The 25740-nt window shown below is 72.5% G+C and carries 25 protein-coding genes; 12 read left to right on the top strand and 13 right to left on the bottom strand.

Features of this window, described 5'->3' with window-relative positions; all coding sequences use genetic code 11:
- Nucleotides 1-14 precede the first annotated feature (14 nt).
- From ACF1BE_RS19955 to ACF1BE_RS19980, 6 genes are all read left to right on the top strand, one after another.
- Complete coding sequence (locus ACF1BE_RS19955; protein WP_392200374.1) at nucleotides 15-2549, top strand: right-handed parallel beta-helix repeat-containing protein; 2535 nt, start codon at nucleotides 15-17, stop codon at nucleotides 2547-2549.
- Between the two features lie 78 nt (nucleotides 2550-2627).
- Entirely contained in the window at nucleotides 2628-2915 is a 288-nt protein-coding gene (locus ACF1BE_RS19960) for a hypothetical protein (protein WP_392200375.1), read from the top strand.
- Nucleotides 2916-2926: 11 nt separating this feature from the next.
- The gene (locus tag ACF1BE_RS19965; RefSeq protein ID WP_392200376.1) at nucleotides 2927-3712 is read left to right on the top strand and encodes a CHAP domain-containing protein; all 786 of its coding nucleotides are present in this window, start codon (nucleotides 2927-2929) and stop codon (nucleotides 3710-3712) included.
- 57 nt (nucleotides 3713-3769) lie between these two features.
- The gene (locus ACF1BE_RS19970; protein WP_392200377.1) at nucleotides 3770-4087 is read left to right on the top strand and encodes a hypothetical protein; all 318 of its coding nucleotides are present in this window, start codon (nucleotides 3770-3772) and stop codon (nucleotides 4085-4087) included.
- Entirely contained in the window at nucleotides 4087-4530 is a 444-nt protein-coding gene (locus ACF1BE_RS19975) for a hypothetical protein (protein ID WP_392200378.1), read from the top strand. The genes ACF1BE_RS19970 and ACF1BE_RS19975 overlap by 1 nt, the downstream gene beginning before the upstream one ends.
- Entirely contained in the window at nucleotides 4527-4892 is a 366-nt protein-coding gene (locus ACF1BE_RS19980; RefSeq protein WP_392200379.1) for a hypothetical protein, read from the top strand. The genes ACF1BE_RS19975 and ACF1BE_RS19980 overlap by 4 nt, the downstream gene beginning before the upstream one ends.
- 58 nt (nucleotides 4893-4950) lie before the next feature.
- Here ACF1BE_RS19980 and ACF1BE_RS19985 read toward each other — a convergent pair whose 3' ends face one another.
- Nucleotides 4951-5706 (bottom strand): GntR family transcriptional regulator, encoded by a 756-nt coding sequence (locus ACF1BE_RS19985; RefSeq protein ID WP_392200380.1) that lies wholly within the window; start codon nucleotides 5704-5706, stop codon nucleotides 4951-4953.
- Nucleotides 5707-5880: 174 nt separating this feature from the next.
- Here ACF1BE_RS19985 and ACF1BE_RS19990 point away from each other — a divergent pair, with 174 nt between their 5' ends.
- The 5 genes from ACF1BE_RS19990 (at nucleotide 5881) to ACF1BE_RS20010 (ending at nucleotide 9766) form a co-directional block, all read left to right on the top strand.
- Nucleotides 5881-6051 carry a hypothetical protein gene (locus ACF1BE_RS19990; protein ID WP_392200381.1) on the top strand — a complete coding sequence of 57 codons (171 nt, stop codon included), beginning with the start codon at nucleotides 5881-5883 and terminating at the stop codon, nucleotides 6049-6051.
- Nucleotides 6048-6569 (top strand): hypothetical protein, encoded by a 522-nt coding sequence (locus ACF1BE_RS19995; protein WP_392200382.1) that lies wholly within the window; start codon nucleotides 6048-6050, stop codon nucleotides 6567-6569. Before ACF1BE_RS19990 ends, ACF1BE_RS19995 begins: the two co-directional genes overlap by 4 nt.
- On the top strand, nucleotides 6563-7282 hold the full coding sequence (locus tag ACF1BE_RS20000) for a hypothetical protein (protein WP_392200383.1): 720 nt from the start codon (nucleotides 6563-6565) through the stop codon (nucleotides 7280-7282). Before ACF1BE_RS19995 ends, ACF1BE_RS20000 begins: the two co-directional genes overlap by 7 nt.
- 302 nt (nucleotides 7283-7584) lie before the next feature.
- On the top strand, nucleotides 7585-8973 hold the full coding sequence (locus tag ACF1BE_RS20005; protein WP_392200384.1) for a uracil-xanthine permease family protein: 1389 nt from the start codon (nucleotides 7585-7587) through the stop codon (nucleotides 8971-8973).
- Nucleotides 8974-9079: 106 nt separating this feature from the next.
- Nucleotides 9080-9766 carry a DUF5995 family protein gene (locus tag ACF1BE_RS20010; RefSeq protein WP_392200385.1) on the top strand — a complete coding sequence of 229 codons (687 nt, stop codon included), beginning with the start codon at nucleotides 9080-9082 and terminating at the stop codon, nucleotides 9764-9766.
- 517 nt (nucleotides 9767-10283) lie between these two features.
- On the opposite strand, the gene ACF1BE_RS20015 is transcribed toward ACF1BE_RS20010, so the two are convergent.
- The 11 genes from ACF1BE_RS20015 to fmt form a co-directional block, all read right to left on the bottom strand.
- A complete protein-coding gene (locus ACF1BE_RS20015; RefSeq protein ID WP_392200386.1) occupies nucleotides 10284-11996 on the bottom strand; it encodes a flavin monoamine oxidase family protein in 1713 nt (570 codons plus the stop codon).
- Between the two features lie 53 nt (nucleotides 11997-12049).
- Nucleotides 12050-12838, bottom strand: coding sequence for a carbon-nitrogen hydrolase family protein (locus ACF1BE_RS20020; RefSeq protein ID WP_392200387.1), 789 nt, complete (start codon nucleotides 12836-12838; stop codon nucleotides 12050-12052).
- A 407-nt stretch (nucleotides 12839-13245) separates the two neighbouring features.
- Complete coding sequence (locus ACF1BE_RS20025) at nucleotides 13246-13698, bottom strand: Lrp/AsnC family transcriptional regulator (RefSeq protein ID WP_121789788.1); 453 nt, start codon at nucleotides 13696-13698, stop codon at nucleotides 13246-13248.
- A 27-nt stretch (nucleotides 13699-13725) separates the two neighbouring features.
- Entirely contained in the window at nucleotides 13726-15216 is a 1491-nt protein-coding gene (locus ACF1BE_RS20030) for an amino acid permease (protein WP_392200388.1), read from the bottom strand.
- Nucleotides 15217-15677: 461 nt separating this feature from the next.
- Nucleotides 15678-17120: a GuaB1 family IMP dehydrogenase-related protein gene (locus ACF1BE_RS20035; protein ID WP_392200389.1), complete on the bottom strand. Its 1443-nt coding sequence runs from the start codon at nucleotides 17118-17120 to the stop codon at nucleotides 15678-15680.
- Nucleotides 17121-17251: 131 nt separating this feature from the next.
- Complete coding sequence (locus tag ACF1BE_RS20040; RefSeq protein WP_392200390.1) at nucleotides 17252-17581, bottom strand: barstar family protein; 330 nt, start codon at nucleotides 17579-17581, stop codon at nucleotides 17252-17254.
- Nucleotides 17578-18006 (bottom strand): ribonuclease domain-containing protein, encoded by a 429-nt coding sequence (locus ACF1BE_RS20045; protein ID WP_392200511.1) that lies wholly within the window; start codon nucleotides 18004-18006, stop codon nucleotides 17578-17580. The genes ACF1BE_RS20040 and ACF1BE_RS20045 overlap by 4 nt, the downstream gene beginning before the upstream one ends.
- 61 nt (nucleotides 18007-18067) lie before the next feature.
- Nucleotides 18068-19111: a sugar-binding transcriptional regulator gene (locus ACF1BE_RS20050; protein ID WP_392200391.1), complete on the bottom strand. Its 1044-nt coding sequence runs from the start codon at nucleotides 19109-19111 to the stop codon at nucleotides 18068-18070.
- Between the two features lie 90 nt (nucleotides 19112-19201).
- Nucleotides 19202-19888: a ribulose-phosphate 3-epimerase gene (gene rpe, locus ACF1BE_RS20055; protein ID WP_392200392.1), complete on the bottom strand. Its 687-nt coding sequence runs from the start codon at nucleotides 19886-19888 to the stop codon at nucleotides 19202-19204.
- Between the two features lie 165 nt (nucleotides 19889-20053).
- Nucleotides 20054-21472, bottom strand: a complete 1419-nt coding sequence (locus ACF1BE_RS20060; protein WP_392200393.1) for an RsmB/NOP family class I SAM-dependent RNA methyltransferase — start codon at nucleotides 21470-21472, stop codon at nucleotides 20054-20056.
- A gap of 78 nt (nucleotides 21473-21550) precedes the next feature.
- Entirely contained in the window at nucleotides 21551-22483 is a 933-nt protein-coding gene (gene fmt, locus ACF1BE_RS20065) for a methionyl-tRNA formyltransferase (protein ID WP_392200394.1), read from the bottom strand.
- Nucleotides 22484-22698: 215 nt separating this feature from the next.
- Here fmt and ACF1BE_RS20070 point away from each other — a divergent pair, with 215 nt between their 5' ends.
- Nucleotides 22699-23241 carry a hypothetical protein gene (locus ACF1BE_RS20070; protein WP_392200395.1) on the top strand — a complete coding sequence of 181 codons (543 nt, stop codon included), beginning with the start codon at nucleotides 22699-22701 and terminating at the stop codon, nucleotides 23239-23241.
- A gap of 350 nt (nucleotides 23242-23591) precedes the next feature.
- Here the strand turns inward: ACF1BE_RS20070 and ACF1BE_RS20075 are convergent, their stop codons facing one another.
- Nucleotides 23592-25739 carry a primosomal protein N' gene (locus tag ACF1BE_RS20075; RefSeq protein WP_392200396.1) on the bottom strand — a complete coding sequence of 716 codons (2148 nt, stop codon included), beginning with the start codon at nucleotides 25737-25739 and terminating at the stop codon, nucleotides 23592-23594.
- Nucleotide 25740 lies beyond the last annotated feature (1 nt).

The raw sequence follows: 25740 nt of genomic DNA on the forward strand, positions 1-25740 counted from the left end.
GGGGGCCGCCACTCGTGGCGCTCTACACCTACGGCGGCACACCCGCCGACGTCCTCGTAACCGCGACCGGCGATGTCGTGCCCGACTACCCGCTGCGGGTGCGACGGGCCGGCACGGGCGAGCTGGTCACCGCCCTGTACGAGATGGACGGCACGACGCCGATCGGCGAGCTGCGCACGAACCCGGCGAGCTCGGCGCAGCCCGGCGCGGTCCGCCCGTTCCGGGTGGCCGACGTGACCGCGATCGACTTCGAGTACCTCGACGCCGCCGGCAACCCGGTGCGCTGGTATCAGGCGGCCCGGGAGGTCGCCGCGGGCGCGCTGGAGGCCGCACAGTCCGCGCTCGCCGAGGCCGGCGGGAAACTGGACCTCGCCGACCCCGACCCGCAGACGGTCACCGGGCCCGTGGAGTTTGCCTCCCCGATCAGCGCACCGAACCTCGACAACCAGTCGGCGGTGCGGTGGTTCGCCGTGACCGACGCGACCGGCAACGGGAGCACCGACGACCGGGCCGCGATACAGGCGCAGCTCGACGCGGCGCGCACGGCAGGCGGTGGCGTTGTGTTCGTGCCGCCCGGCCGCACGTACGGGGTGTCAACGTTCCTCACGATCTATGACAACACGGTGCTGTGGGCGTACGGGGCGACGTTCAAGGCGATCGGCAACTCGGGCATTCTGAGGAACTTCGGTGGTAGCGAGACGTTCGCCGGGTACGGCGGGCACTCGCATATCACGCTGCTCGGCGGCACGTACGATGGCAACGCGGCCGACGGCACGACCGGCTCGGTCACGGCTGAGACCGACGTGATCAACTTTGTGCACGGGTCTGATATCACCGTGCGCGACGTGACCGTGCTCAACACGAGCACCGCGCACGCGCTGGAGTTCAACAGCGTCGACGGCGGCCGCGCGATCCATTGCCAGTTCTACGGGTTCCGCGACAACTCATCCGGCGGCACCCGCGGGTTCAGCGAAGCAGTACAGATCGACATGGCCAAGTCGGGCAGCAGCTCGATCGGCCTGTTCGACAACACGCCCTCGAAGAACATCCGCGTCGAGGGCTGCCGGTTCGGTCCGTCCTCGCGTCTGGGCAACTTCGGCCGGGCGGTCGGCTCCCACACCCTCACCTCGGGTGTGGTGTACGACAACATCAAGATCCTCGACTGCACCATCGACGGCGCCTTGCAGGATGGCATCTACGCGTACGGATGGTCGCGGGCGCTGATCCGCGGCAACACGATCCGGAACACGGGCAACTCGTCGATCCGGTACGCGCTGCCGGACCCGGCGACCACGCCGATCAGCCCGCTCGGGATCACGATCCGGGACAACCACTGCGAGGCCGCGGCGTCAGACAGTGGGATCCGCGTGATCGGCGCGGCCGCGTACCGGCTGCCGCTCGTCTCGATCGTCGGCAACACGGTCCGGAGCATCACCGGCAACGGGGTGCACACCGAATACTGCGCGGCCCCGAACGTCGGCAGGAACGAGGTCGACAGCACGTCCGGCACGGGCCTGTACGGGCACTACAGCGACGGCGTCAACGTCACCGCCAACACGGTCCGCAACGCGGGCTCTAACGCGATCAACGTCGCCGGCTCGGTCGGTGCGCTCGTCGCCTCGAACACGGTCGACACGACGACGAGCAACTTCGGGATCTTCCTTGGCCAGGGCGCCGACGGCGCGACGAACTCGACCGACGCACTCGTCGTCGGCAACCACATCACGGCGGCCGCAAGCGCCGGTATCCGATTCTCGACGGGCTCCGCCCGCGGCACGGCCACGGCGAACAAGGTACGCAAGGGGAGCGGCGGGACGGCGAACGGAATCACCCTCGCCGCCACGGCGACCGACTGTGCGCTGCTGTCCAACGACCTCGCGGGCAACGGCTGGAACACTGCGACCGCGCTGTCGGTGTCGACGGCGGCGCCCACGACCGGGCCCGGCGGCATGCAGGCCCTGCCCGGGACGAACCTCGTCGACGGCGACCTCACCCCGCTGCCCGCCCTCGAAGCAGCGATGCGGCCGGCCGGCCGGTTCGAGACGACGTCGAGGCTCAGGTGCGGAACCGCCTCGACGCCGACGAGCGGAACCCTTTACCTGGTGCCGATATGGCTGCCGAAGGGCGCCGTCATCAGCACCATCACGTTCGTGTCGGGCGGCACGGCGGCCGCGAGCCCGGTCAACTGGTGGTTCAGCCTGCACGACAGCTCACGGAAGATGCTCGCGCGTACCGCCGACCAGGGCACCGCCGCATGGGGGGCGAACACGGTCAAGACGCTGCCGATCGCACAGACGACGGCGGGCAGCGCGACGTCGTACGCGACGACGTACACCGGTCTGCACTACCTCGGCCTCATGATCAAAGCCACGACGCAGCCGAACATCATCGCCGAAGGGTCGGTGTTCGACGCGATCGCGTCCGCCCCGCCCGGGTTCGGCGGCACCGACGCCGGCATGTCGGCCCCGCCGACCGCGAGCGGCACCGGATTCACCGCCGGCCCGTTCGGCACTGGCGCCGGGATCATGGCGTACGGCTACGTCAGCTAGCCCGCCCCTCCCCCACGTTCACCGCCCCGAGTCGAGCCGGCCGGGGCGTTTCTCATGCACGCACAGAAGGGCTCACCCATGGGTGACACAGAGCGGCCGATCCCCGAGCGGCTCGGCGACCAGGACGAACAGGCGGCGCACCTCGGGCGCACCGGTAACGAGCCGACCGTGGACGACGAGCAGCGGCTGCTCGCCGAGGTGTACGGCGCCGCTGACATGGCCGGGTTCCACGTCGGGCCCGGATTCGCCGACGGGCTCGCCGTCACCGGCGACCCGGACGGGGACCGCGACCAGGACGACGAGCCGGCCGACCAGGGCGACGCCGCCCCGGCCGCCGACACCGCGACGGGGGGCGAGTCCGCATGAGCCTCGAAGGGATGGTGCGCGCGGTCGAGCGCTGGATCGGGACCGGCGAGCCGAACGACATACAGGCCTGGTATCGGGCGAGGAACGGCGCCGCGTACGTGGGTAACTGGCCGTGGTGCGACGCCACGATCACCCGCGCCGCGGTCGAGGCGGGCGAGTACGAGGCGGTGTGCCACGGCACCGACTACGCGTACACCGTGGCGCACGCGCAGGCGTTCAAGGAACACGGCGAGTGGCACGCCATGACCAACGGGATCAAGGCGAGCGGCATCCGGCGCGGCGACGTCGTGTTCTTCGATTGGGCCGGCTCGTCTGAGATCGGCAAGATCGACCACGTTGGCATCGTGACCGGGGTCAGCAGCGACTACCAGTACGTGTACACGATCGAGGGCAACACCGCGAACGTGTGCGCGAGGCGCGTGCGCGTCGTGCACGACATTGCCGGATTCGGTCGCCCGCAGTACAAGCCCGAGCCGAAGCCGACGGGTGACGGCTCGTCGACCTCGACGCGTCCGCAGGTGTCCCTCTCGAAGCTGGTCGCCGCATTCAAAAAGGACGCGCCGCGCAAGGGCACGCCCGTCTCGTACGAGCCGACGATCGTCGTCGAGCGCGCCCTCGTCGCCGAGCGGCTGCTCGCCAAGCGGTACGCCGACGGGCACGCCGGCACGGCCACCCGCAGCGCGTACACGCTCTATCAGGAGCGGCGCGGGTTCACCGGGGACGACGCCGACGGCATCCCCGGCATGACGACACTCACGGCACTCGGCAAGGCGCACGGGTTCGACGTCGTCGCCTGACCACCACCCGGCCGCCGCCGGGCGGCCGGGCCACCACCAACGGAAGGGGGCCGGCCCATGACCGGTCTGTTCATCAGCCTCATGCGCACAGGCGTGCCGCTCGTCGCCGGGTGGCTGCTCACCCTCGCCGTGCGCGCCGGCGTCGGCATCGACTCGGCAACCATCACGAGCGCCGTGACGGTCGCGCTCACGCTCGCGTACTACCTCGTGTTCCGGCTGCTCGAATGGCTCGGCAAGCGGGCGCCGGGCACGTTCCTACAGAACCTCGCAGGGGTGTTCCTCGGATGGGCGCGGCCGCCCGCCTACCCCAAGTACGAGGCGCTCCCATCGACCACGCCGGCCACCGACCCGAGCACGGGCACCGGGACGCTGTAGTGCCCACTGCGGCGGCCCGGCAGCTCGTGCGCACGCTCGGCCGCCGCGGGATCGTGCTGCTCATCCTCGGCTCGGGCAAGGTCTGTTACGGGATCGGGTGGCTCGCCGACCCGGCCCCGCGCCCACCCGGCCTTGAGCTGCTCTACAACATCGCGCCCATGCACTGCTGGGCGTGGGTGTGGATCGTCGGCGGCTCGATCACCTTCGGCTCGGCGTGGCTCCGGATCGGCCGCGACAGGGTCGGGTTCATCGCTGCACTCGTACCGCCGTCGGTGTGGGGAGTCGCCTACGCGGTCGGGGCAGCAGACGGCTACGAGCGGGCGTGGTTCATCGCAGGGTGGTACGCAACCAGCCACGCCGCGATGATCTGTTGGGCGGCGACAGTGCGCGAAGATCCTCGGCCGCGCAGATCGCGTAAGCCCCGCGAAGGGGGCGGCATGTGAGCACCGCCGCGGCTCTTGTAGCCGTGCTGGGCACCGTGGGCACCGTGTTGGGCGGCTGGTTCGTGTCGAGGGCGACGTCACAGGCGGCGGCCGCGACCGCCCGCGCGAACGAGGCGGCCGCCCGCGCGGCCGCCGAGCCGGACGCCACCCGGGCCGGACTGGAAGTGCTGCAAGCCTCGTTGCGGCAGGTGGCGGCGGAGAACACCGAGATCCGCGCCGAGGTCGTCGGGCTGCGCACCCTGGTACGCGCGTACGCGTGGACAGTCGACCGGCTGATCGCCCGCATGGATCGGGCCGACATCGCGCCGGCTCCCGAGGACGTGCACGAACTGGTGCGTGAGCACCTCGGCACCGGATCCTGACGACACCTCGAACCCGCCCCTGTCTGGCCTCACGGCCGGGCAGGGGCGCTCTTTGCGTTCACCGGGCGGAAGGCTGCTCGCCGTACACCGCGACCCACCTGTCGCCCCGCATGACGACGTCGGCCGTTTCGACGGCGCGGCCGCTGCCCTGGTCGAAATAGGTGCGCTCGACGGCGAGCACCGCACCGGGCGGGTTCATGTCGAGCGCGGCCGCCTCGACACGCGTAGCCATGCGGGCGCGTACCCGCTCGACCGGTGTACCGACCTCGATCCCGAGCACGCGCATACGGGCCGCGACACCGACGCCGGCGTACGGGCCGACCTCGGGCAACGCGACGAGACTCTGTCCGGTGACGTCGAGCGGTTCCCATGACTCCGCGAGTTGCACCGGCAGTTCGTCGGCGAGGTACACGTACGAGGTGTGCATGACCGGTGCGCCGGCCGGGATCCCGAGGCGGGCCGCGATGGTGTCGCTCGCCGCTGCGGTCGTCGACTCGTGCCGCCACGATCCGACCGCGCCTTGCTCGGCGGCGCCCCTCGCGAACGGGCTGTCTTCACTACGCCTGCGGTGCTGCCGCACGAGCAGCTCGGGTGTCTCACGGCTGCGCACGTAGTGTCCCGCGCCGTGCCGTGAGATCACGAGTCCCTCGTCGACGAGTAGCCGGTACGCGCCCGAGGCGACGCTGTTGCTGCACCCGTACTGCCCGCTGATCTCGGCGACCGACGGCAGGCGGGTGCCGGGCGGCAGCTCACCCGACTCGATCCGGGCGCGCAGTTCCTCGGCGACCCGCAGGTACAGCGGCGTCTCGCTCACTACTGTCCGCCTCCCGATCGTGTGACTTGCGTGACACACTACTGAGCCTCGGTCTACTCTCATGCGAGACAGCAACTCTCGCACGAGAGTAGGGGAGCCAACCGCGTGCAGGTCACTCCGCGCGCCGCCGCGTTACGCGCCGAACTCGAACGTGTGCTCGATACACCCGTTCGCATGACCGTCGCCGACGGCACGGCGCGACTCTGCGCGCCCGCCCCGGGTGGCGGTGACCTCGGCCTGTGGCAGCGGGTCATCGACGCACTGCGTACCGCCGACCAGTGGGGCAGCAGCGACTCGACCGGCACCCCCGAGATTTGGGCACACATCACCGAGGGGCAGCGATGACCAGCACCCATGATCCGAAGGATTCACGCAAGAGCATCGACGGCGAGCGGATGGCCGCCGGCAGCTTGGATGCGTCCATGACGCTCAACTGGCTACGCGAGGTCGGCGCGAGCATGACCGGCGCGCTCGCCGCATGGGAGCACGGCGAACTCGTCGAGGCGCCGGCCGGTCGAGCATGGGACGTCGTCCGCATGCCCCGCGCTCTCGGCTGGAGAACCGTCACGCAGATGCGGCAGCACGGCACACCGGTCGGCCCGGCGCAGCACACACCCGACGGCGTCGAGGTACTCGTGCCGGTCGGCTCGGCAGCCTCATGGGATCTGCCCGACACCGAGGTGCTCACCGAGGGGGCGTTCATCGCCGTGCCGCACCCCGCGATGACCGCCCCGCACACGCAGCAAGGGCACTCCTGGATCGTCTCGCCGCAGGACGGCGGGCCGCTCACCGACGCCGACCTGCTGTGCGAGGCGTACGCCGCGGCGCTCGCGTCCACGCACACGGAGGCCGCGCCATGGTGACCGAGATGAACAATCCGACGACCGGCTGCATCCGTCCTGTCCAATACTGGGACGGCGCGCCCGTCCCGTTCATCACCGCATGGTCCCGGGAGCGGATTCCGCCGCAGCCACTGACCACCATTCACGGCCGCGGAGGCACGGGCCTAGGCTTTCAGAACGAGATCAGTCACGTGGATCGGCACTACGGCGTTCTGTGGCCGCGCATGCCGGCCGCGCGCGGCGGCCGGCCAAACTTTATGGCCGTTCACGCGCTGCGGCAGCGGCAGGCGATGGGCCGGCTCCTGTGCCAGGTGTGTGGGGGGCCGACGTGCGGATCACGGCGGAGTGACGAGCGGACGCTGTTCCTGGCGGCGGCGCCGGCCGGCCGGCAGATCGCCGACGGCGAGCAGACGGCGTCACCGCCGGTGCACGCGGTCTGCGCCCGACTCGCGGTGGAGTATTGCCCGCCCTTGGGCCGCGGCTGGGCTGCCGCGCTCGTCGAGTACGCGCCGGTGTGGGGCGTGGCAGGTCCGATCTACCACCCGCAGACCCTCGACCAGCTGCCGGCCGACCGCACCGGCGTGCATCACGTCCCCTTCACGGACGAGCGACGCATCCGCTGGGTACTGGCGGCCCGCCTCATCGTCACACTCAAGGGCGTGACACCCGTCACTGATCTCGACGCTCTGGCCGACGAGGAGATCGCGTCGGCTCGGGCGCGGGTCCCTCGATAGCTCCCGTGCCCGGCGGGCCGACACGCCGGGCACGGGTCGAACGGGTGCCCGGCGGTCGACTCCCCTCGGTCCCGCCGGGCACCCTCACCAGCTATGGCCAACGCTTTGTGAGAGCGTGATCACGGCAAGTGCCTATTGAATATGAGTCAACTTAGATGACATGATCCTTCCGCTCCAGGTAGCACAGGAGCGGTACGCCGTCACCGATCCTGTGCCCCACACTGGAGAGGTGACAGTCGCGCCCCGGTCCCCCTCGTCTCCGCAAAGACAGGGGCCGGGGCCGCGGCGTTTATGCTGCTCAGATGTGGTGTGTTTTCAGATACAAGCTGCACGGTGACGGGCGCACGCCCGCGCCCGGAGCGGTGGTACGCCCCGACGAACGCCTCTCCTGGCCCCGGACCGTGGGCCTGGGCGCCCAGCACGTGGTCGCGATGTTCGGCGCCTCCTTCGTGGCGCCCGTGCTGATGGGCCTGGACCCGAACCTCGCGATCATGATGTCGGGCGTGGCGACCGTGATCTTCCTGCTCGCCACCCGCGGCCGGGTCCCGAGCTACCTGGGCTGCTCCCTGTCGTTCGTGGGGGTGGCCGCGGTCATCCGCGCCCAGGGCGGTACGAGCGCGACCGTGACCGGTGCCGTCCTCGTCGTCGGTGCCGTGCTGTTCCTGGTGGGACTCGCCGTGCAGCGCTTCGGCGCGCGGATCATCCACGCGGCCATGCCGCCCGTCGTCACCGGCGCGGTCGTGATGCTGATCGGCTTCAACCTCGCTCCGGTGACCGCCTCCACCTACTGGCCGCAGGACCAGTGGACGGCCCTGCTGGTGATGTTGTTCACCGGTCTGGCGGTGGTCTGCCTGCGCGGCTTCTGGTCCCGGATCGCGATCTTCCTGGGTCTGGTCTTCGGGTACGGCATCTCCTGGGCGTTCGACCGGGTCCTCGGCAGAATCCACTCGGTGGACGCGAGCGGCAAGCTCACCGACCACTGGCGGCTCGACCTCTCCGGCGTCTCCCGGGCCGACTGGATCGGCCTGCCCTCCTTCCACGGGCCGTCCTTCCAGTGGTCGGCGGTCCTGGTCGCGCTGCCCGTCGTCATCGCCCTGGTCGCGGAGAACGCGGGGCACGTCAAGGCGGTCGGCGAGATGACCGGCGACTCGCTGGACGACCAGCTCGGTACGGCGATCTCGGCTGACGGGGTCGCCTCCGTCCTGTCGACCGCGGTGGGCGGCCCGCCCAACACCACGTACTCCGAGAACATCGGCGTGATGGCCGCGACCCGCGTCTACTCCACCGCCGCCTACTGGGCCGCCGCCGGTTTCGCACTGCTCTTCGGCGTCTGCCCCAAGTTCGGCGCGGTCGTCGCCGCCGTCCCGGGCGGTGTCCTGGGCGGCATCACCGTCATCCTGTACGGCATGATCGGCCTGCTCGGGGCCCAGATCTGGAGCAACGCCAGGGTGGATCTGCGCAACCCGCTGAACCTGGTGCCGGCCGCCGCGGGCATCATCATCGGCGTCGGCAACGTCACCATGAAGTTCACCGACACCTTCAGCCTCAGCGGCATCGCGCTCGGCACCCTGGTCGTCATCACCGGCTACCACGCCCTGCGGGCCTTCGCACCGGCCCACCTGAAGCAGCAGGAGCCGCTGCTGGATGAGGGCACGTCCTCCTACGACGCGGAGCGCGGGACCGAGCCGTAGGCCGTGCCGCCCGCCCCGGCGCGTTCCCGTTCCGGCGTTCCCCCGTTCCGGCGAAGCACCGGGCCGGTCGGTGTTCCGGCCGGCCCGGGGCTGCGACCCTTCCTCCATGGCGCAGCTGCAGCACCTCACCACCCCCGTCGACGATGTCGTCTCGCGGATGCGCGCGCTCGGCGCGGTCCTGCCCGAGCGGGACGGCGTCGGCGTGTTCAACCGGGTCTACCTCGCGGTCACCGAGGAGGTCGGCCGGCGCCTGGACGCCGGGGAGTTCACGGACCCGCGCGCGGCGGCCACGCTGGACGTGCGGTTCGCCGAGCGCTATCTGGCGGCGGTGGACACGGCCGCCGCGGACCGCCGTCCGCCCGCCTGCTGGCGCCCGCTGTTCCAGCTCCGCCACCATCCGGGGGTGAGGCCGCTCCAGTTCGCGCTGGCGGGTATCAACGCCCACATCGGGCACGACCTGGCGCTGGCGGTGGTCGACACGTGCCGCGCGCTCGGCTGCGAACCTCTGGAACTGGAGGACGAGTTCGACCGCGTGGGCGATCTCCTCGTGTCGCTGGAGGAGCGCATCCGCGAGGACCTGATGCCGGGCCCCGACCTGCTCCAGATCGCCGACCCGCTCACCCACCTGCTGGGCTCCTGGAGCCTGGAGCGGGCCCGGGACGCCACCTGGACGGCCGCCCGGGCCCTGTGGGCGCTGCGGCACTGCGCCGACGTCGCCGAGGAGTTCACCGAACGGCTGGACGCGGCGGTGGGTTTCGCCGGACGGATGCTGCTGACACCGCTGACGGACTGACCCACCCGGCCCGGGCCGTACGTCGACACCCGTGGTGCCCACGGCCGGCAGGGCGGGGATCGGTCGGGCGGGTCCGGGTCCGGCCACGGCGGAGGCGAACCGCGTGCGCCGCCCGTCGAGGACGACACCGGCAGATCTCGACGGTCCCGAGGCCACGCGGCGGCCGGCCGATCACGCCGACGGGTGGCTGCCCGTGGGCAGCCGGCGCCGAGCGGACCTGTGCCCCGGTGGCGCCGGCTGCCCGACCTGGCCGGGGAGAGACGGGCCGTAGCGCGCTCCGGACGGCGCCGCGGGCGAACGCCGGCCGCCGGGCCGAGCCGTACGCGGGCGCCGGGCGCGATCCGTTCCCGGGCGGCGTGGAGCGGATCGCGGCGGGCCTCGTGGAACACGCCCCGTCGGTCCGGCGAGATCTTCCTCGGCCTCCGGGAGCCGAAGGACGTCGCCGCCGGGGTGTTCGAGAAGGCGCGGGCGGCCGGAGTCCGAGGCCGCCCGCCCGCGCCTCGGTCGCTGTTCCCGGTCAGTCCTCGGGAAGTTCCACGGGCGCGATCTCGTCGTAGACGTCACCCGGACCCGGGTTGGTGGCGTCGGTGGTGCCGCCGAAGTGGCGCATGACACCCCAGACCGCGTTCAGCGCGGTCTGGACGGCGCCCTCGGCCCATCCGGCCGTCCAGGAGATGTCGTCGCCGGCGAGGAAGATGCCCCGCTTGTCCTCGGGCAGCCGGTCCTGCATGAAGTGGGTGAACAGGCGGCGCTGGTAGCGGTAGTGGCCGGGCAGGTTGGCCTTGAACGCGCCCATGAAGTAGGGCTCGTTCTCCCAGGAGACGGTCACCGGGTTGCCGATGATGTGCTTCCTGATGTCGACCTGGGGGTAGATCTCGCCGAGCGACTTCAGCATGACCTCCATCCGCTCGTTCGCGGACAGCGGCAGCCACTTCAGGCTGTCGTCGCACCAGGTGTACGACAGGCAGATCACCGCGGGCTTGTCCGGGCCGTCGTCCAGCAGATAGGTGCCGCGGGTCATGCGGTCGGTGAGCGTCATCGACATGACGTCCCGGCCGGTTGGGTTCCCGTTGTCGTCGACGGCCTTGTCCAGCCAGAACGGCCGGTCCACCGGGACGAAGAGCTTCGAGGACTCCATGTAGTGGGTGCGCTCGATCGCGGTCCAGTGGTCGATCGGGAAGAGCGAGTCGTCACAGGCGATCTTGGACAGCAGCATCCAGGACTGGGCGGTGAAGATGGCCGCCTGGTAGGTGCGGATGTCGCCGTTCGCGTCCGTCACGGTGATCTGGTTGCCCGCGGTGCGGTGCAGCCGGGTCACGGCCGGGCGCGGCTCACCGTCCACGTGCAGGGATTTCAGCGAGGTGCCGTACGGCCAGTGGACGATCTTCTCCGGCTCCCGCTCCCACAGGCGCAGCGGCAGCTGCTGGGAGCCGCCGACGATGCCGCGGTGGTGGTCGTCGGCCTCGGTGTAGACGACGCGCAGGATCTCCAGGATGGAGTTCGGGAAGTCGGTGTCCCAGCCGCCGGTGCCGAAGCCGACCTGGCCGAAGATCTCGCGGTGCCGGAAGGATTTGAAGGCGTCGGAGTCGCAGAGGAAGCCGTAGAAGGTCTGGTTGTCGAGCTTCTCGACCAGCTTCGCCCAGATCTCGCGGATGCGCGGCACGTCCCGCTCGCGCATGGCGCGGTTCATGTCGGAGAAGTCGGCGCCCTCCTCCAGACACCTGCCCCAGGCCGCGGCGACGTCCCGGTACACCTGCGGCAGGTCGTCGATCGTCTCGGCGTAGTGCGACTCGCCCTTGAGGTCGACCACGGTCGAGGGGGTCGCCTCGGCCAGCGGGTTGGGGAAGGGGCGGGTCTCCAGACCGACCAGGTCGATGTAGTGCTGGAGGGCGGTGGAGGACGGCGGGAAGCGCATGGCGCCCATCTCCGCGGTCAGCGAGTCGTCACAGCCCTCGAAGCCGACCGTGCGGAGCCGGCCGCCGATCCGGTCGGCCTCGTAGACGACGGGCTTGAGGCCCATCTTCATCAGCTCGTAGGCGGCGACGATGCCGGACAGGCCGCCGCCGATGACCGCCACCTCGGTGCCGTGCTCGGTGGCCGGTATCTGGCCGAGGCCCGCCGGGTGGGTCAGGAAGTCGTCGTAGGCGTAGGGGAAGTCCGGGCCGAACATGGTGATCGGCGGCTGCTGCTCGTCGGTGTGCTCGACGGCGTTGGGCACCGTGGACGTCATGGGGTACGGACTCCTTGCGCGAGGTGAAACAGGGGGGAGGCTTGTGCGGCGGCTCAGACGAGGGACCCGTACAGACCGGGACGGCGGTCGTGCAGGTACGGGTTGGTCTCGCGGGAGGCGGCCAGGAAGACGGGGTCGGCGTCGGCGAACACCAGCTGCTCGGCACGGCCGGCGCGGGCGCGGGCCACACCGTCGGGTCCCGCGAGGACGGACAGCCCGACGAACTCGAACTCCCCCTCCCGGCCGACCCGGTTGACGTAGGCGACGTACATCTGGTTCTCGAAGGCGCGCACCGGGATCATCGACTCGGCGACGAACTGGTACGGGTGCATCTGCGCGGTCGGGACGAGGAGGAGGTCCGTACCGGCCAGGGCGTGGGCGCGGACGTTCTCGGGGAACTCGACGTCGTAGCAGATCAGCAGGCCGACGGTCAGGCCGTTCAGCTCGGCCTGGACGATGTGCTGCTCGCCCGGCGTGAAATGGTCGCGCTCGAAGCAGCCGAACAGGTGGGTCTTGCGGTAGTTCGCGAGCCGGGTGCCGTCGGCCGAGATCAGCTGTGCCGAGTTGTACACGGTCTCACCGTCGCGCTCCGGGTAGCCGTACGCCACGGCCAGGCCGTGCCGGCTCGCGATCTCCGCGACCGCGTCGGCGGAGTCGCCGTCGGCGGGCTCGGCGAGGCGGGCGATGTCGTCGCCGATCGCGTACCCGGTGAGGAACATCTCCGGCGCGGCCAGCAGCCCCGCGCCCGCGGCGGCGGCCCGGCCCGCGGCCTCGTCGAGGACCTTGAGGTTCTCGACGATCGAACCGGGGCGGCCGGAGCCTTGGAGCAGGGCGGTGCGCATGCGGGATCCTCACCGGTACGGGGGGTTTGGGGGCCGAATTAGACGGTACGGTCGGCGCGCTCGGCCGGACAAGCAGGAGCCGTTGCGCGCCGGTGCGCGGTTCGTTGCGTCGAGCGCGGGCCGGGCGGCGATTCGTTGCGTGGCTCGGGCGGCAGACGCCTCCGTCCCCGGGAACCACCGGCGGGAAGGACCTCGCGGCGACCTGCGAGAAGGACCGGATGAGGCATGCCGCGGGGAGACGGGCGAGAGGACGCCCCGTGGCTGGAACGGGACCGGCCCGGGTCGTACGCGTGGCGCGCGGACCCGGGCCGGTCCTGCCGGTCGGTGGTGAGGGGCACGGGACCCGCTCGGTCGTCGGAACGCCGCGTCCCGTCCGGTGGCCGGCCGCCGGACGGAACGCGCCGGGGTCACCCCGGCGCGCCGGACGAGAAGCGCCGCAGCAGCGGCGACAGCACCAGCACCGACTTGGTGCGCTCCACGAAGGGCTCGCCGGCGATCCGCTCCAGCACGCGCTCGAAGTGCCGCATGTCGGAGGCGAACACCTGGGCGATCGCGTCCGCGTCACCGGTGACGGTCGACGCGGCCACGACCTCCTGGTAGCGCTCCAGACCCCGCTGAATGGTCTCCGGAGAGGTGTTGCTCCGGCAGTAGATCTCGATGTACCCCTCGGTCTCCCAGCCGAGCGCCGCCGGGTCCACCCGGACGGTGAATCCGGTGATGGCTCCGGTGGCGCGCAGCCGGTCCACACGCCGCTTCACGGCGGGGGCCGACAGACCGACCATCTGCCCGATGTCCGCATAGGAACGGCGGGCGTCCTCGGCGAGGGCGTGCACGATGCGTTCGTCGAGATCGTTCAGCACAGGGGGTGGTTCACTTCTTCGGTCCGGTCACTTCTCTGCCGTCACCGCGAGGTCCTCGTCGGTCGCGAGACGGGAACGGCGGTAGCCGTACAGGAAGTAGAACACGAGCCCGACAGCCATCCAGACACCGAACACGGTCCAGGTGACGGTGGACAGGCTGCCCATCATCCACACGCAGCAGACGAAGCCCAGCGCGGGCAGCACCCACGACAGCGGGACACGGAACGTGCGCTTCATGTCCGGACGGGTCCGGCGCAGCACCACGACCGCGATGTTGACCAGAGCGAAGGCGAACAGCGTGCCGATGCTGGTGGCGTCGGCGAGCTGCCCCAGCGGGATGGCGGCGGCGAGGACACCGCAGAAGAGGGCCACGATGACCGTGTTGGCGCGCGGCACGCCGGTCTTGCGGTGGACCCGGGCGAAGACCTTGGGCACCAGGCCGTCGCGGGACATCGCGAAAAGGATGCGGGTCTGGCCGTACAGCACGGTCAGGACGACGCTGGCGATGGCGATGACCGCGCAGAAGGCCAGCAGGGTGCCCCAGAAGCTCTGGCCGGTGACGTCCGTCATGATCTGGGCGAGCGCTGCCTCGGAGTCCTCGAACGTCCGCCAGGGCTTCGCGCCGACCGCGACGGCGGCGACCAGCACGTACAGGGCCGTGACGATGACCAGGGAGAGCATGATGGCGCGGGGCAGGTCGCGCTGGGCGTCCTTGGCCTCCTCGCCTGCGGTGGAGGCGGCGTCGAAGCCGATGTAGGAGAAGAACAGCGTGGCACCGGCGGCGCTGACGCCTCCCATGCCGAGCGGCATGAAGTGGGAGTAGTTGCCGGACTTGAAGCCCACGAAGCCGATCGCGCAGAACATCACCAGCGCGGCGATCTTCACGCACACCATGATGGTGTTGGCGCGCGCGGACTCCTTGGCGCCGCCGAGCAGGAACGTCATCGCGAGGAGCACGACGATCAGGGCGGGCAGGTTGAACACACCGCCGTGGACGCCGGGCGGGTTGGCCAGGGCGTCCGGGATGGTGACGCCGAAGGCGCCGTCCAGCAGCTCGTTCAGGTACTCGCCCCAGCCGACGGCCACGGCGGCCACCGAGACGCCGTACTCCAGGAGCAGACACCAGCCGCACACCCAGGCGATCAGCTCGCCCATCGTTGCGTATGCGTACGAGTACGAGGAGCCGGCGACCGGGATCGTGCCGGCCAGTTCGGCATAGGAGAGGGCCGAGAACAGCGCGGTGACGCCGGCGATCACGAAGGAGAGGGTGACGGCCGGGCCCGCCTTGGGGACGGCCTCGCCGAGGACGACGAAGATTCCGGTGCCGAGGGTGGCACCAATGCTGATCATGGTCAGCTGCCACAGCCCGAGGGAGCGCCTCAGCTGCCCTCCCTCACCCTGGCCGCCCTCCGCGACCAGGCGTTCCACGGGCTTGCGACGCATCAGGCGCGCGGCGACGCCCGGGGACGCGGGGGCGGCCGGTTTCTGGTTCTGCGGGGGTGCGCCTTGATCGAGCACGCGGTTGGCTCCTTATCGCTGCCGGGGGTTGCGAGGCGGGCCGGCATGATCACCGGCCCTCGTGGGTGGGGACCGGTGGGAGCCTGCGCGGGCAGGAACCGACCGAGCGGGGTCCCCGCCACACCACGTCTAGCGCAGCACCCTACGAGGCGGGCCTTCACGGGCGTAATGCAGCAACCTTGCGCATCCACGAATGATCATTGCGTCTATCGGCCCGGAATGCCCATTCGTTGCGCACGCGTTGCCGAGCGTTGCACAACGCCCTCGCGGACCGCCTTCCCCGCCTCGCCGGCCGCTGCCCGCCGACCGGCGGCCGCTTGTCGGAACAGGTGGCCTCCTGCTGCCGGAAGAGGCGCGTGGGCCCGGCGCGTCCCGCTCACCGTCGTCCGTGCCGGGAACGCCGACGGCCCCCGTTCCTCCCGGGAGCGGGAACAACGGGGGCCGTCGGGACGGAGGCGGGGTCAGTTCCAGCTGGCGTGCAGCGGCTTGCCCTCGGCGTAACCGGCCGCGCTCTGGATGCCGACGATGGCCTTCTCGGCGAACTCCTCCAGCGAGGCGGCGCCGGCGTAGGTGCAGGAGGAGCGGACGCCCGCGATGATCGAGTCGATCAGGTCCTCGACGCCCGGGCGGGCCGGGTCGAGGAACATGCGGGAGGTGGAGATGCCCTCCTCGAACAGTGCCTTGCGGGCGCGGTCGTACGCCGACTCCTCGGACGTGCGGTTGAGCACGGCGCGCGCGGAGGCCATGCCGAACGACTCCTTGTACAGGCGGCCGTCGGCGTCCTGCTGGAGGTCGCCCGGGGACTCGTAGGTACCCGCGAACCAGGAGCCGACCATCACGTTGGACGCGCCCGCCGCGAGGGCCATCGCGACGTCGCGCGGGTGGCGGACACCACCGTCGGCCCACACGTGCTTGCCGTACTTCTTCGCTTCGGCGGCGCACTCCAGGACCGCGGAGAACTGTGGCCGGCCCACGCCGGTCATCATGCGCGTGGTGCACATGGCGCCCGGGCCGACACCGACCTTGATGATGTCCGCGCCCGCGTCGATCAGGTCCTTGACACCCTCGGCGGAGACGATGTTGCCCGCGACGATCGGCACCTGCGGGTCGAGCGCGCGCACCACCTGGACGGCGCTGATCATCGACTCCTGGTGGCCGTGCGCGGTGTCGATGACGAGCGTGTCCACGCCCGCGTCGAGCAGCTGCTTGGCCTTGCCCGCCACATCGCCGTTGATGCCGACGGCGGCGGCGATCCGCAGCCTGCCGTTCGCGTCCACGGCGGGGGTGTACAAGGTGGCGCGCAGGGCGCCCTTGCGGGTGAGGATGCCGGCGAGCCTGCCGTCGGCGTCCACGGCCGGGGCATAGCGGCGGTTGGCCGCGTCCAGCCGGTTGAAGGCCTCGCGCGGGTCGATGTCCGCGTCGAGCAGCAGCAGGTCCTTGGACATGACCACTTCGAGCTGGGTGAAGCGGTCGACGCCGGACAGGTCCGTGTCGGTGACGACACCGACGGGCCGGTGGTTCTCGTCCACGACGACACCGGCGTTGTGGGCCCGCTTGGGCAGCAGCGACAGGGCGTCGGCGACGGTCTGGTGCGGGGCCAGCACGATCGGGGTGTCGAGCACCAGGTGGCGGCTCTTCACCCAGGAGACGACGTCGGTGACGACGTCGATGGGGATGTCCTGCGGGATGACCACCAGGCCGCCCCGGCGGGCCATCGTCTCGGCCATGCGGCGGCCGGCTATCGCGGTCATGTTGGCGACGACGAGCGGGATGGTGGTGCCCGTGCCGTCCGGCGAAGCGAGGTCCACGCCCTGACGCGAGCCCACCGCGGAGCGGCTCGGCACCATGAACACGTCGTCGTACGTCAGGTCGTACGCGGGCTGGATGTCATTGAGGAAACGCACGTGCTGCACATCCCAGTCGATCAGAGGTGGCCCCCGGACAGGTGTGCCAGGGGGAAAGAGCACGTACTTCATTCTCCCATGACGCCACTGCCGTCCCGCCCTCACAGAACGTCCAGGCTCGCCGCGGCGGCCTAGGAGGAACCTCCAAGGGCGAGCACGACGGAGAGCGCGGGGGTCTCGTCGGCCGCGTCGGCGAACACGTCCAGCGCGGTCCGCCACGCCTCCGGATCCGTCTCGGCGTACGGCCGCCAGCCCCGTACGACGATCAGCAGCCCCTGTGCGACGGCTGCCTCGGGCCACACGGTGTCGTCGGCGAGGCAGTCGGCCAGCGCGTCCCAGTTCCGCCCGAACCAGTCGGGCAGGCTCAGGGCCCGGGCGACGCGGTCCATCAGGCCCGCCTTGTCCGTGACGCCGTCCAGGTCCAGGGTGACCGGGTACCGGCCGCCCAGGTGTTCCGTCATCTCAGCACCGCCCGGAACGACTCGTAGTGATCATCGGTGTAGTACGTCTCCCCGTCCCGCCCGGTGACGATGCGCCGGGCCCCGCGGTCGCGCGAGCCGGGCGTGCGCACGGTGTACTCGTGGTAGTGACCGCGCCGCTGCCGCGGCAGACGTCCCTCGAAGTTCCCGAAGACGGCTCCGTCCCTGGCGTACGGGAAGGGGCCGCCCCGGTCGATGAGGGCGAGTGTCCGGCGGGCCTCGGCGGGGAGCCGGGACTCGCGGACGGTGGCCATGCTCCCGGCCCAGGCCGGGGCGGACGCGCCGGGAGCCGTCGGGGCGCCCTCGGGGGACGCGCAGCCCGACAACAGGACGGAGAGGCAGGCGAGCAGTCCCGTCAGCGCGACGAGCAGTCGCGTCGGCGCGCGGGGGACGAGCCGCGGCAGCACGCCGCTGAAGCCGCCCCGGCCGTCCCGCCGTGACGGGGCGACCCCCTGCCGGCGGCCGCCGTCAGTGCCCGTCGGGGTCGGCACGGTTCAGCGCGGACTTCGGCGTGGGTCCCGCGGTCATCAGGTAGTCGGCGGCCGACGTGTCGGTCACCAGGCTGGTGACCAGCCCGGAGCGGAGCACCGCGTCGATCGCCGCCGCCTTGCGCTGCCCGCCCGCGATCGCCACGACCTCCGGGACGCGGCGCAGCTGGTCGGCCTTGACCGTGATGCACCGCTCCCCCAGATCCCGTCCGATCCGGCGCCCCTCGGCATCGAAGAGGTGGGCGGACATCTCGGCGGCGACTCCGAGCGAGGCGTAGTGCGCGCGCTCCTCGTCGCTGAGCATGTCGTGCACGGTCGAGATGCCCGGCTCCCAGGAGCCGATGGAGACGCAGGCGACCGTGACCTTGTCGAAGTACTCGAACGCCCGGGCGATCCCCGTCTGGTGGCGCAGCGCGACCGCGGTGGCCGCGTCGGGCAGCAGCATCGGCGCGTAGATGGGGTGCGCGTCACCGCCCGACACCTGGGCGGCCCGGCGGACGGCCTCCACCGAGCCGCGCTCGGCGGTCCCGGCGTCGTACACGCCCGTCAGCTGCACCACCGTGCACGGCGGCAGCCGGTCGAGCGCCGCGGCCATGTTGATCGTGGACCGGCCCCACGCCAGCCCGAGCACGTCCCCCTCGTTGACGAGTTCGCCGAGCAGGTCGGCGGCGACCTCCCCGAGGTTCTCGGGGTCGGGGGTCTCGTCGGCGTCGGCCGGGGACTCGACCACGACGGCGTGCCTGAGGCCGTAGCGGGCGCGGAGCGCGTCGGAGCGCTCGGCGTCCAGTTCGGCCGGCACCCGGATCTCGATGCGCACGAGATCCCGTTCGAGAGCCGTCTCCAGGACCCGGGCCACCTTGAAGCGGCTGACGCCGAACTCCTCCGCGATCTGGATCTTGGATTTGCCCTCGAGGTAGAAGCGGCGGGCCATGGCCGCCGCCTGCACCAGCTCAGCGGGTCCCATCCGCATGGCTGACCGGCCCGCCGACATACCCGACACGGCGATCTCCTCACTGCTGTTCACACTCTGGATTCGCCGTTCATCCTTGCAGATCCGGCGCTGCTGATCCGCCCTGATGGGCGGCGTTCATTCAAGCGTTCACTTCGCTGTGGCTCAGTGGTCGCATGCCCAGGACGCCTGGGCGGCGGCCGTCTCCGCCTGCGTGCGCAGGGCACGTACGGCCGCTGCCGGGTCCTCGGCCCCGTAGACGGCGGAGCCGGCGACGAACACGTCCGCTCCCGCGTCCGCGCACCGCTCGATCGTGGAGGCCGAGACCCCGCCGTCGACCTGGAGCCACAGCTCCAGACCGTGCTTGCCGATCAGTTCACGGGTGCGGCGGATCTTCGGCAGCATGATGTCGAGGAACGCCTGGCCGCCGAAGCCCGGTTCGACCGTCATGATCAGGAGCATGTCGAGTTCCGGGAGCAGGTCCTCGTACGGCTCGATCGGCGTGGCGGGCTTGAGCGCCATGGACGCCCGGGCGCCCTTGGCCCGGATCTCCCGGGCGAGCCGCACGGGGGCGGCGGCGGCCTCCACGTGGAAGGTGACGGAGGAGGCGCCCGCCTCGACGTACCGAGGCGCCCAGCGGTCGGGGTCCTCGATCATCAGATGGCAGTCCAGCGGGGTGTCCGTCGCACGGGCAAGGGACTCCACGACCGGCACACCGAGCGTCAGGTTCGGGACGAAGTGGTTGTCCATGACGTCGACATGGAGCCAGTCGGCGCCTTGCACCGCCTTGGCCTCCTCCGCGAGGCGGGCGAAGTCGGCGGAAAGGATGCTGGGATTGATCTGCACGGCCATGACCCAAGCCTGCCATGCCCGGGGCACTGATGTTCCCCACCGTCCACAGGACGGTTCGTTCACCGCACTGGTACGACGACATGTGACTGCGTGGACATCGGCGAACACAGCGGCACCGCACCGCACCGCACCGCGGCCGGTGAGGCGGTCGGCCGGCACGCCGGATCAGCCGGTACGCCGGATCAGGGCCAGGTACATCGCGTCGGTGCCGTGCAGATGCGGCCACAGCTGGACGTCCGGCCCCTCGCCGAGCGCGGGGAGGGCCGGCAGCAGCGGGCGGGCGTCGATCAGCTCGGTCTCCGGCCGCTGCTTGAGTACGTCGGCGACGACCGCCCGGGTCTCCGCGAGGTGCGGGGAACAGGTGGCGTAGCCGACGATCCCGCCGACGCGGACCGAGTCGAGCGCCGTACGAAGCAGCCCGCGCTGGAGCGGCGCGAAGCTCTCCAGGTCCTCGGGGCGCCGGCGCCAGCGCGCCTCCGGACGCCGGCGCAGCGCGCCCAGCCCGGTGCACGGCACGTCCACCAGCACCCGGTCGAACGAGCCCAGCCGCCACGGCGGCCGGGTCCCGTCGGCGGCGATGACCTGGTACGGCCCGGGGTTACCGTGCAGCGCCCGGGCCACGAGCCCCGCCCGGTGCGGCTGCTTCTCCGAGGCGAGCAGCGTGGCACCGCGCTCGGCGGCGAGCGCGGCGAGCAGCGCGGCCTTGCCGCCGGGCCCGGCACATCCGTCGAGCCACCGTGCGTCGGGTCCGTCGAGCGGGGCGTTCGCCAGCGCGAGGGCGACCAGCTGGCTGCCCTCGTCCTGCACGCCGGCCCGCCCCTCGCGGACGGCCTCGACCGCGCCCGGCTCGCCGCCCTCGGCGAGCCGCACGGCGTACGGCGACCAGTGTCCGGGTTCGGCGGCGTCCTCCCGCAGCAGTTCCCCGGTGGTCGCGCGCCCGGGCCGCGCGACGAGCGTCACCTCCGGCCGCTCGTTGTCCGCCGCCAGAAGCTCCTCGATGCCGGCCCGGCCGCCGCCGAGGGAGTCCCACAGCGCGGAGACGATCCAGCGGGGGTGCGAGTGCACGACGGCGAGGTGGTCCTCGGGATCCTCGTCGTAGGGCGGCGCGACCTTCTCGATCCACCCCTGCAGATCGTCCTGCGCGACCTTGCGGAGCACGGCGTTGACGAACTTGGCACGCCCGTCCCCGAGGACGACCCGGGCCAGTTCCACGGAGGCGGAGACCGCGGCGTGGGTCGGGATCCGCGTGCCCAGCAGCTGGTGCGCGCCCAGACTGAGGACGTCGAGCACCGGCGGGTCGACCTCGCGCAGCGGCCGGTCGACGCAGGCGGCGATGACGGCGTCGTACGTGCCCTGCCGGCGCAGTGTGCCGTACACCAGCTCGGTGGCGAGGGCGGCGTCCCGGGCGTCGAAGTCGCCCTTGTCGCGCGCCTTCCTCAGCAACGGGGGCAGCACGAGGTTGGCGTACGCGTCCCGCTCGTCCACCGCGCGCAGCGCCTCGAAGGCCAGGATGCGGACGGGGTCCTTCTGGGGACGGCGATAGGGCTTGGCGGGCCCGCGGGGCCGCCGGGACTGCTCGCTCACGAAAAAGGTGCTCCGGATGTGATGAAGGGGATGCGGATCCCAGCCTACGTCGGCGTGTCCCCGCCGCCGTGCGGGGCGTCAGCCGCCGAGCGTCTCGCCGTCCGCGATGCGCGTCCCGCGCGCCCAGTCGGCCGCCCGCATGGGCTTCTTGCCCTGGGCCTGCACCCACAGCAGCTCGACGGCGTGGGAACCGGTGCCCACGTGCACGCTGTTCTTGCCCGCCGCGAGCCGCCCCGGCGCGAGGTCCGTCCGCTCGGGCACGGGCGTGACCTGGACGAGCTTGAGCCGCTCGCCGCGGAAGGTGGTCCAGGCGCCGGGCGCCGGGGTGCAGCCGCGCACGACCCGGTCGACACGCAGCGCCGGCGCCGCCCAGTCCACCTGGGCGTCCTCGACGGTGATCTTCGGCGCGACGGTGATGCCCTCGGCGGGCTGCGGTACGGCCTTCAGGGTGCCGTCCTCGACTCCGTCCATCGTCGCGGCCAGGAGTCCGGCGCCCGCGAAGGCGAGCCGGGTGAGCAGGTCGCCGCTGGTGTCGGTGGGGCGGATCTCCTCGGTCACGGTGCCGTAGACGGGCCCGGAGTCGAGTCCCTCCTCGATGAGGAAGGTGGACGCCCCGGTGATCTCGTCACCCGCCATGACGGCGTGCTGCACCGGCGCCGCCCCGCGCCAGGCGGGCAGCAGCGAGAAGTGCAGGTTCACCCAGCCGTGGGCCGGGATGTCCAGGGCGGCCCTCGGCAGCAGGGCTCCGTAGGCGACGACCGGGCAGCAGTCCGGCGCGATCTCCTTGAGCCGCTCCAGGAACTCGGGGTCCCGGGGCCTGAGCGGCTTGAGCACCTCGATCCCGGCCTCCTCCGCCCGCTCGGCCACGGGCGACGCGACCAGCCTGCGTCCGCGTCCGGCCGGCGCGTCCGGCCGCGTGACGACGGCGGCCACCTCGTGCCGCCCGGAGGCGAGCAGAGCGTCCAGGGCGGGTACGGCGACCTCGGGGGTACCGGCGAAGACGAGCTTCATGGGCGGGATCGGGCCTCTCGGGCGGGGGTCTGGCGGGCAGCGCACCAGTCTATGACCACGGGCGGCGCACGGGCGGGCGGGCGGCGTACTCGTGTGCCCGCGCGCCCCCAGCCCGTGACCAGCGGAGCGTCAGCGCGTTGGTCAAGACAGAGTTGACCACATCGGGCCCCGTTCGCGGCCCGGTTCCTTTCAACGCCGGTTCGAGAGGCTTGTTCATGGCCGACCACGCAACCCACGACGCCCAGGCCCGGGCCAGCCTGCACTTGCTGGTGCGGGACATCGAGCGGGTCCGCCGGCAGGTGGACGCGCTGCGCACGCTCACCGCCCAGTTGGGCAACGTCTACCGCCCGCGCCGCTCCGGCCCCTCCACGGGCTTCGTCGTCTACGGCCGGGCCCCCGCCCCGACCGTGCGCCTCGCCCAGGAACTGCGGGACAGCGTCGAGACCCTGGTCACCGCCGCCGTGGACTTCGACCGCTCACTGGGCTTCTCCTGGGACGCGGTGGGCTCCGCGCTCGGGGTCACCAAGCAGGCGGTGCACCGCCGCTACGGCGCCCGTCGCGCCGCGGCCCAGGCCGCCACCGAGTCGGACCGGGCGACGGAGCCGGCCGGCACCCGCACGCTCGACGCGCACCCGGGACTGCCCACGGTGCCGACGGTCCCGGCGGCCCGCTCCATGCCGACCCAGCCGACCGCGGGCAGCGCGGTGCTGCGCGACGACGCCCGTGCGACGGCCTTCCCCAGCCCGCGCAACGGCTGACGGCGAGGGCCCGCACCCCGCCCTCCCGGAAGTCCGCCCGGGAGGGCGGACCTGCCGGCGGACGCGTTGCGGGCCGGCGCGTTCCGGGCCGGCCGCCAGATGCCACCGACCGGCCACGGCACGCACGGACGCGGCGGACGCGGCGGACGCAGCGGAGGGTATGCCCCGACCCGCGGCCCGTCCCCGGTCCGCGGTTCTCCCGGTCCGCGGTTCCCGGTCCGCGGTTCCCGGTCCCGGACGTCGCCCCGCATGCCACGGCGCGGCCGGCACGGCAGCGCCGGCTCAGGCGCTCCCGGGCACGCCCCCGAGGCATCCCGCCCGACGCCCCCGTACGCCTGCGTCCACCCCCGTCACCCGATGTCCGGCGGATCGATCCGTACCCGCACCGGCTCCTCGCTCCCCCGGGCCGTGCGGGCGGCCTGCGCGGTCTTCAGGGCGGTGGCCAGCGCGGCGCCGCTGCCCGGCGGTACGCGGACGAGTGCCCGCTCCCAGTGCTCGCCGGGCGGCGGCCCGCCGGGCCTGCGGGGCCGGCCGGGCGGCGCGGGCGGCAGCGGCACCGGCCCCAGCACCTCGGCGTCCGGCGGCAGTCCGGCCGCTGCCAGGAACTCGGTGACGGCCGCGGGCGACCCGGACACGGCCGCCATCCGGGACACCGGCGGGAACCCCAGCTCGGCCCGCTCGGCCAGCTCCCGCACGGCATGCCCGACGGGATCCCAGCGCACAAGGGCCTGTACGGGGCGCAGGGTCGGCTCGGCCACCACGACCACCGTGCCCCCCTCGGCCTGCGGCCGCACCAGCGCACCGGCCGCGATCCACCGGCGCAGCGCGTCCTCACCGGCCCGCAGATCGGGCCGTACGAGCATGGTCCAGCCGTCCAGCAGCAGAGCCGCCGCGTAACCGCCCTCGGCGACGGGTTCGGCGCCCGGTGTGCTGACGACCAGGGCGGGCGTGCCGGGCACGGTGTCCAGCACCTGCTCGCGTCCCGAGGTGCGCACCGGTACGGCGGGAAAGGCCCGCCCCAGTTCCTCGGCGGTGCGCCGCGCGCCCACGACCTGGGCGCGGAGCCGGAAGGCGCCGCACTCGGGGCAGTGCCAGGCGCCCTCCTCGCGCCCGCACCAGCCGCATCGCAGGACGCCCCCGTCCTGTCCCTCGAGCGGTCCCGAGCAGTGCCGGCACCGGGCGGGCGCCCGGCACCGGTCGCAGGCCATGCGGGGTGCGTATCCCCGCCGGGGCACCTGCACGAGCACCGGCCCGTGCCGCAGCCCCTCGCGGGCCGCCTGCCAGGCGAGGGTGGGCAGCCGGGCGGCGCGGGCGGCCTCGTCTCGCGCGAGGTCGCCGTCACCGACCGTCCGGACCAGGGGGGCGGCGCGCCGCACCTCCTCCCGCCCGGCGGCCAGCGGCCGGGCCCAGCCGCTCTCGACGAGCTGCGCGGCCTCCACGGTGCAGCTCCAGCTCCCCAGCAGGAACGCGCACCGGTCCAGCGCGGCGCGCAGCAGCAGGACGTCCCGGGTGTGCGGCTGCGGGGCGTGCTGCTCGCTGTGGCTGTCGTCCCCGTCGTCCCAGACGGCGACGAGGCCGAGGTCCCGCACGGGCGCGAACATCGCCGCCCGGGTGCCGACGACGGCGCGCACGGATCCCCGCCGCACCGCCAGCCACTGCGCGTACCGCTTCTCCGGTCCGGCGTCGGCGGTGAGCAGCGCGTGCCGGCCGGCGCCGAGCAGCGCGGTCAGCGCGGCGTCCACGCGGGCGGCGGCCCGCCCGTCCGGTACGACGACGAGGGCGCCGCGCCCCGAGGCCAGCGTGGCGGCGACGGCCCGGGCCAGTTCCTCGCTCCATCGCGGCCCGGGAAGCGCGTTCCACACGGCCCGGGGTGCCCCGCCCGAGGCCAGCGCGCCGAGGAAGGCGCTCCCGTGCTCGTACCGCTCCCAGGAGCCGGCGTCCGGGGCTTTCGGCGGCGGCAGCGGTGCCGGGGAGGGCCGCTGCTCGGCGCGTGCGTTGCGTGGCGGCACGGCGAGCTGGAGCACATCGGCGAGGCTGCCCGCGTAGCGGTCGGCGACGGCCCGCGCGAGCCCCAGCAGCTCCTCGCCGAGCACGGGCTCCGGCGACACGACCTGGGCGAGGGCGGCCAGGGGTCCGGCGTAGTCGGACTCGGCCCGCCGCTCCACGAGGAAGCCGTCGACGAGCCCACCGCCCTCCCGGCGCCCCTCGCGCACCCGGTGCCGCCCGGCCCCGAACCGCACCCGCACCCGCACCCCGGGCTGTGCCTGCGCGTCCAGGTCGGCGGGCACGGCGTAGTCGAAGTACCGGTCGAGGTGCAGCACGCCCTTGTCGACCAGCACCCGGGCGACGGGCAGGTGCTCGGCGAGCGCGGCTCCCCGCCAGGTCCGCGGCTTCGCCCGTGGCACCTTCGCCTTGCGCACGCTCTCCCGGATGAGCGCGAGCTGTTCCGGCGGCGCCCCCTCGGCCCCGCCGTCCCCCGGTCCGTTCTCGCTGCTCACG

The sequence above is a fragment of the Streptomyces sp. NPDC014991 genome, from assembly GCF_043080665.1.
In the GTDB taxonomy this organism is placed as follows: Bacteria; Actinomycetota; Actinomycetes; order Streptomycetales; family Streptomycetaceae; genus Streptomyces.

Bases quoted from the DNA above. Each gene is read 5' to 3' on its own strand.
- ACF1BE_RS20010 (WP_392200385.1), top strand. From the start codon at position 9,080: ATGGCGCAGCTGCAGCACCTCACCACCCCCGTCGACGATGTCGTCTCG.
- ACF1BE_RS20070 (WP_392200395.1), top strand. From the start codon at position 22,699: ATGGCCGACCACGCAACCCACGACGCCCAGGCCCGGGCCAGCCTGCAC.
- rpe (WP_392200392.1), bottom strand. From the start codon at position 19,888: ATGGCCGTGCAGATCAATCCCAGCATCCTTTCCGCCGACTTCGCCCGC.
- ACF1BE_RS19960 (WP_392200375.1), top strand. From the start codon at position 2,628: ATGGGTGACACAGAGCGGCCGATCCCCGAGCGGCTCGGCGACCAGGAC.
- ACF1BE_RS19970 (WP_392200377.1), top strand. From the start codon at position 3,770: ATGACCGGTCTGTTCATCAGCCTCATGCGCACAGGCGTGCCGCTCGTC.
- ACF1BE_RS20015 (WP_392200386.1), bottom strand. From the start codon at position 11,996: ATGACGTCCACGGTGCCCAACGCCGTCGAGCACACCGACGAGCAGCAG.
- ACF1BE_RS19995 (WP_392200382.1), top strand. From the start codon at position 6,048: ATGACCAGCACCCATGATCCGAAGGATTCACGCAAGAGCATCGACGGC.
- ACF1BE_RS19965 (WP_392200376.1), top strand. From the start codon at position 2,927: ATGGTGCGCGCGGTCGAGCGCTGGATCGGGACCGGCGAGCCGAACGAC.
- ACF1BE_RS20000 (WP_392200383.1), top strand. From the start codon at position 6,563: ATGGTGACCGAGATGAACAATCCGACGACCGGCTGCATCCGTCCTGTC.
- ACF1BE_RS19990 (WP_392200381.1), top strand. From the start codon at position 5,881: ATGACCGTCGCCGACGGCACGGCGCGACTCTGCGCGCCCGCCCCGGGT.
- ACF1BE_RS20020 (WP_392200387.1), bottom strand. From the start codon at position 12,838: ATGCGCACCGCCCTGCTCCAAGGCTCCGGCCGCCCCGGTTCGATCGTC.
- fmt (WP_392200394.1), bottom strand. From the start codon at position 22,483: ATGAAGCTCGTCTTCGCCGGTACCCCCGAGGTCGCCGTACCCGCCCTG.
- ACF1BE_RS20040 (WP_392200390.1), bottom strand. From the start codon at position 17,581: ATGACGGAACACCTGGGCGGCCGGTACCCGGTCACCCTGGACCTGGAC.
- ACF1BE_RS20005 (WP_392200384.1), top strand. From the start codon at position 7,585: ATGTGGTGTGTTTTCAGATACAAGCTGCACGGTGACGGGCGCACGCCC.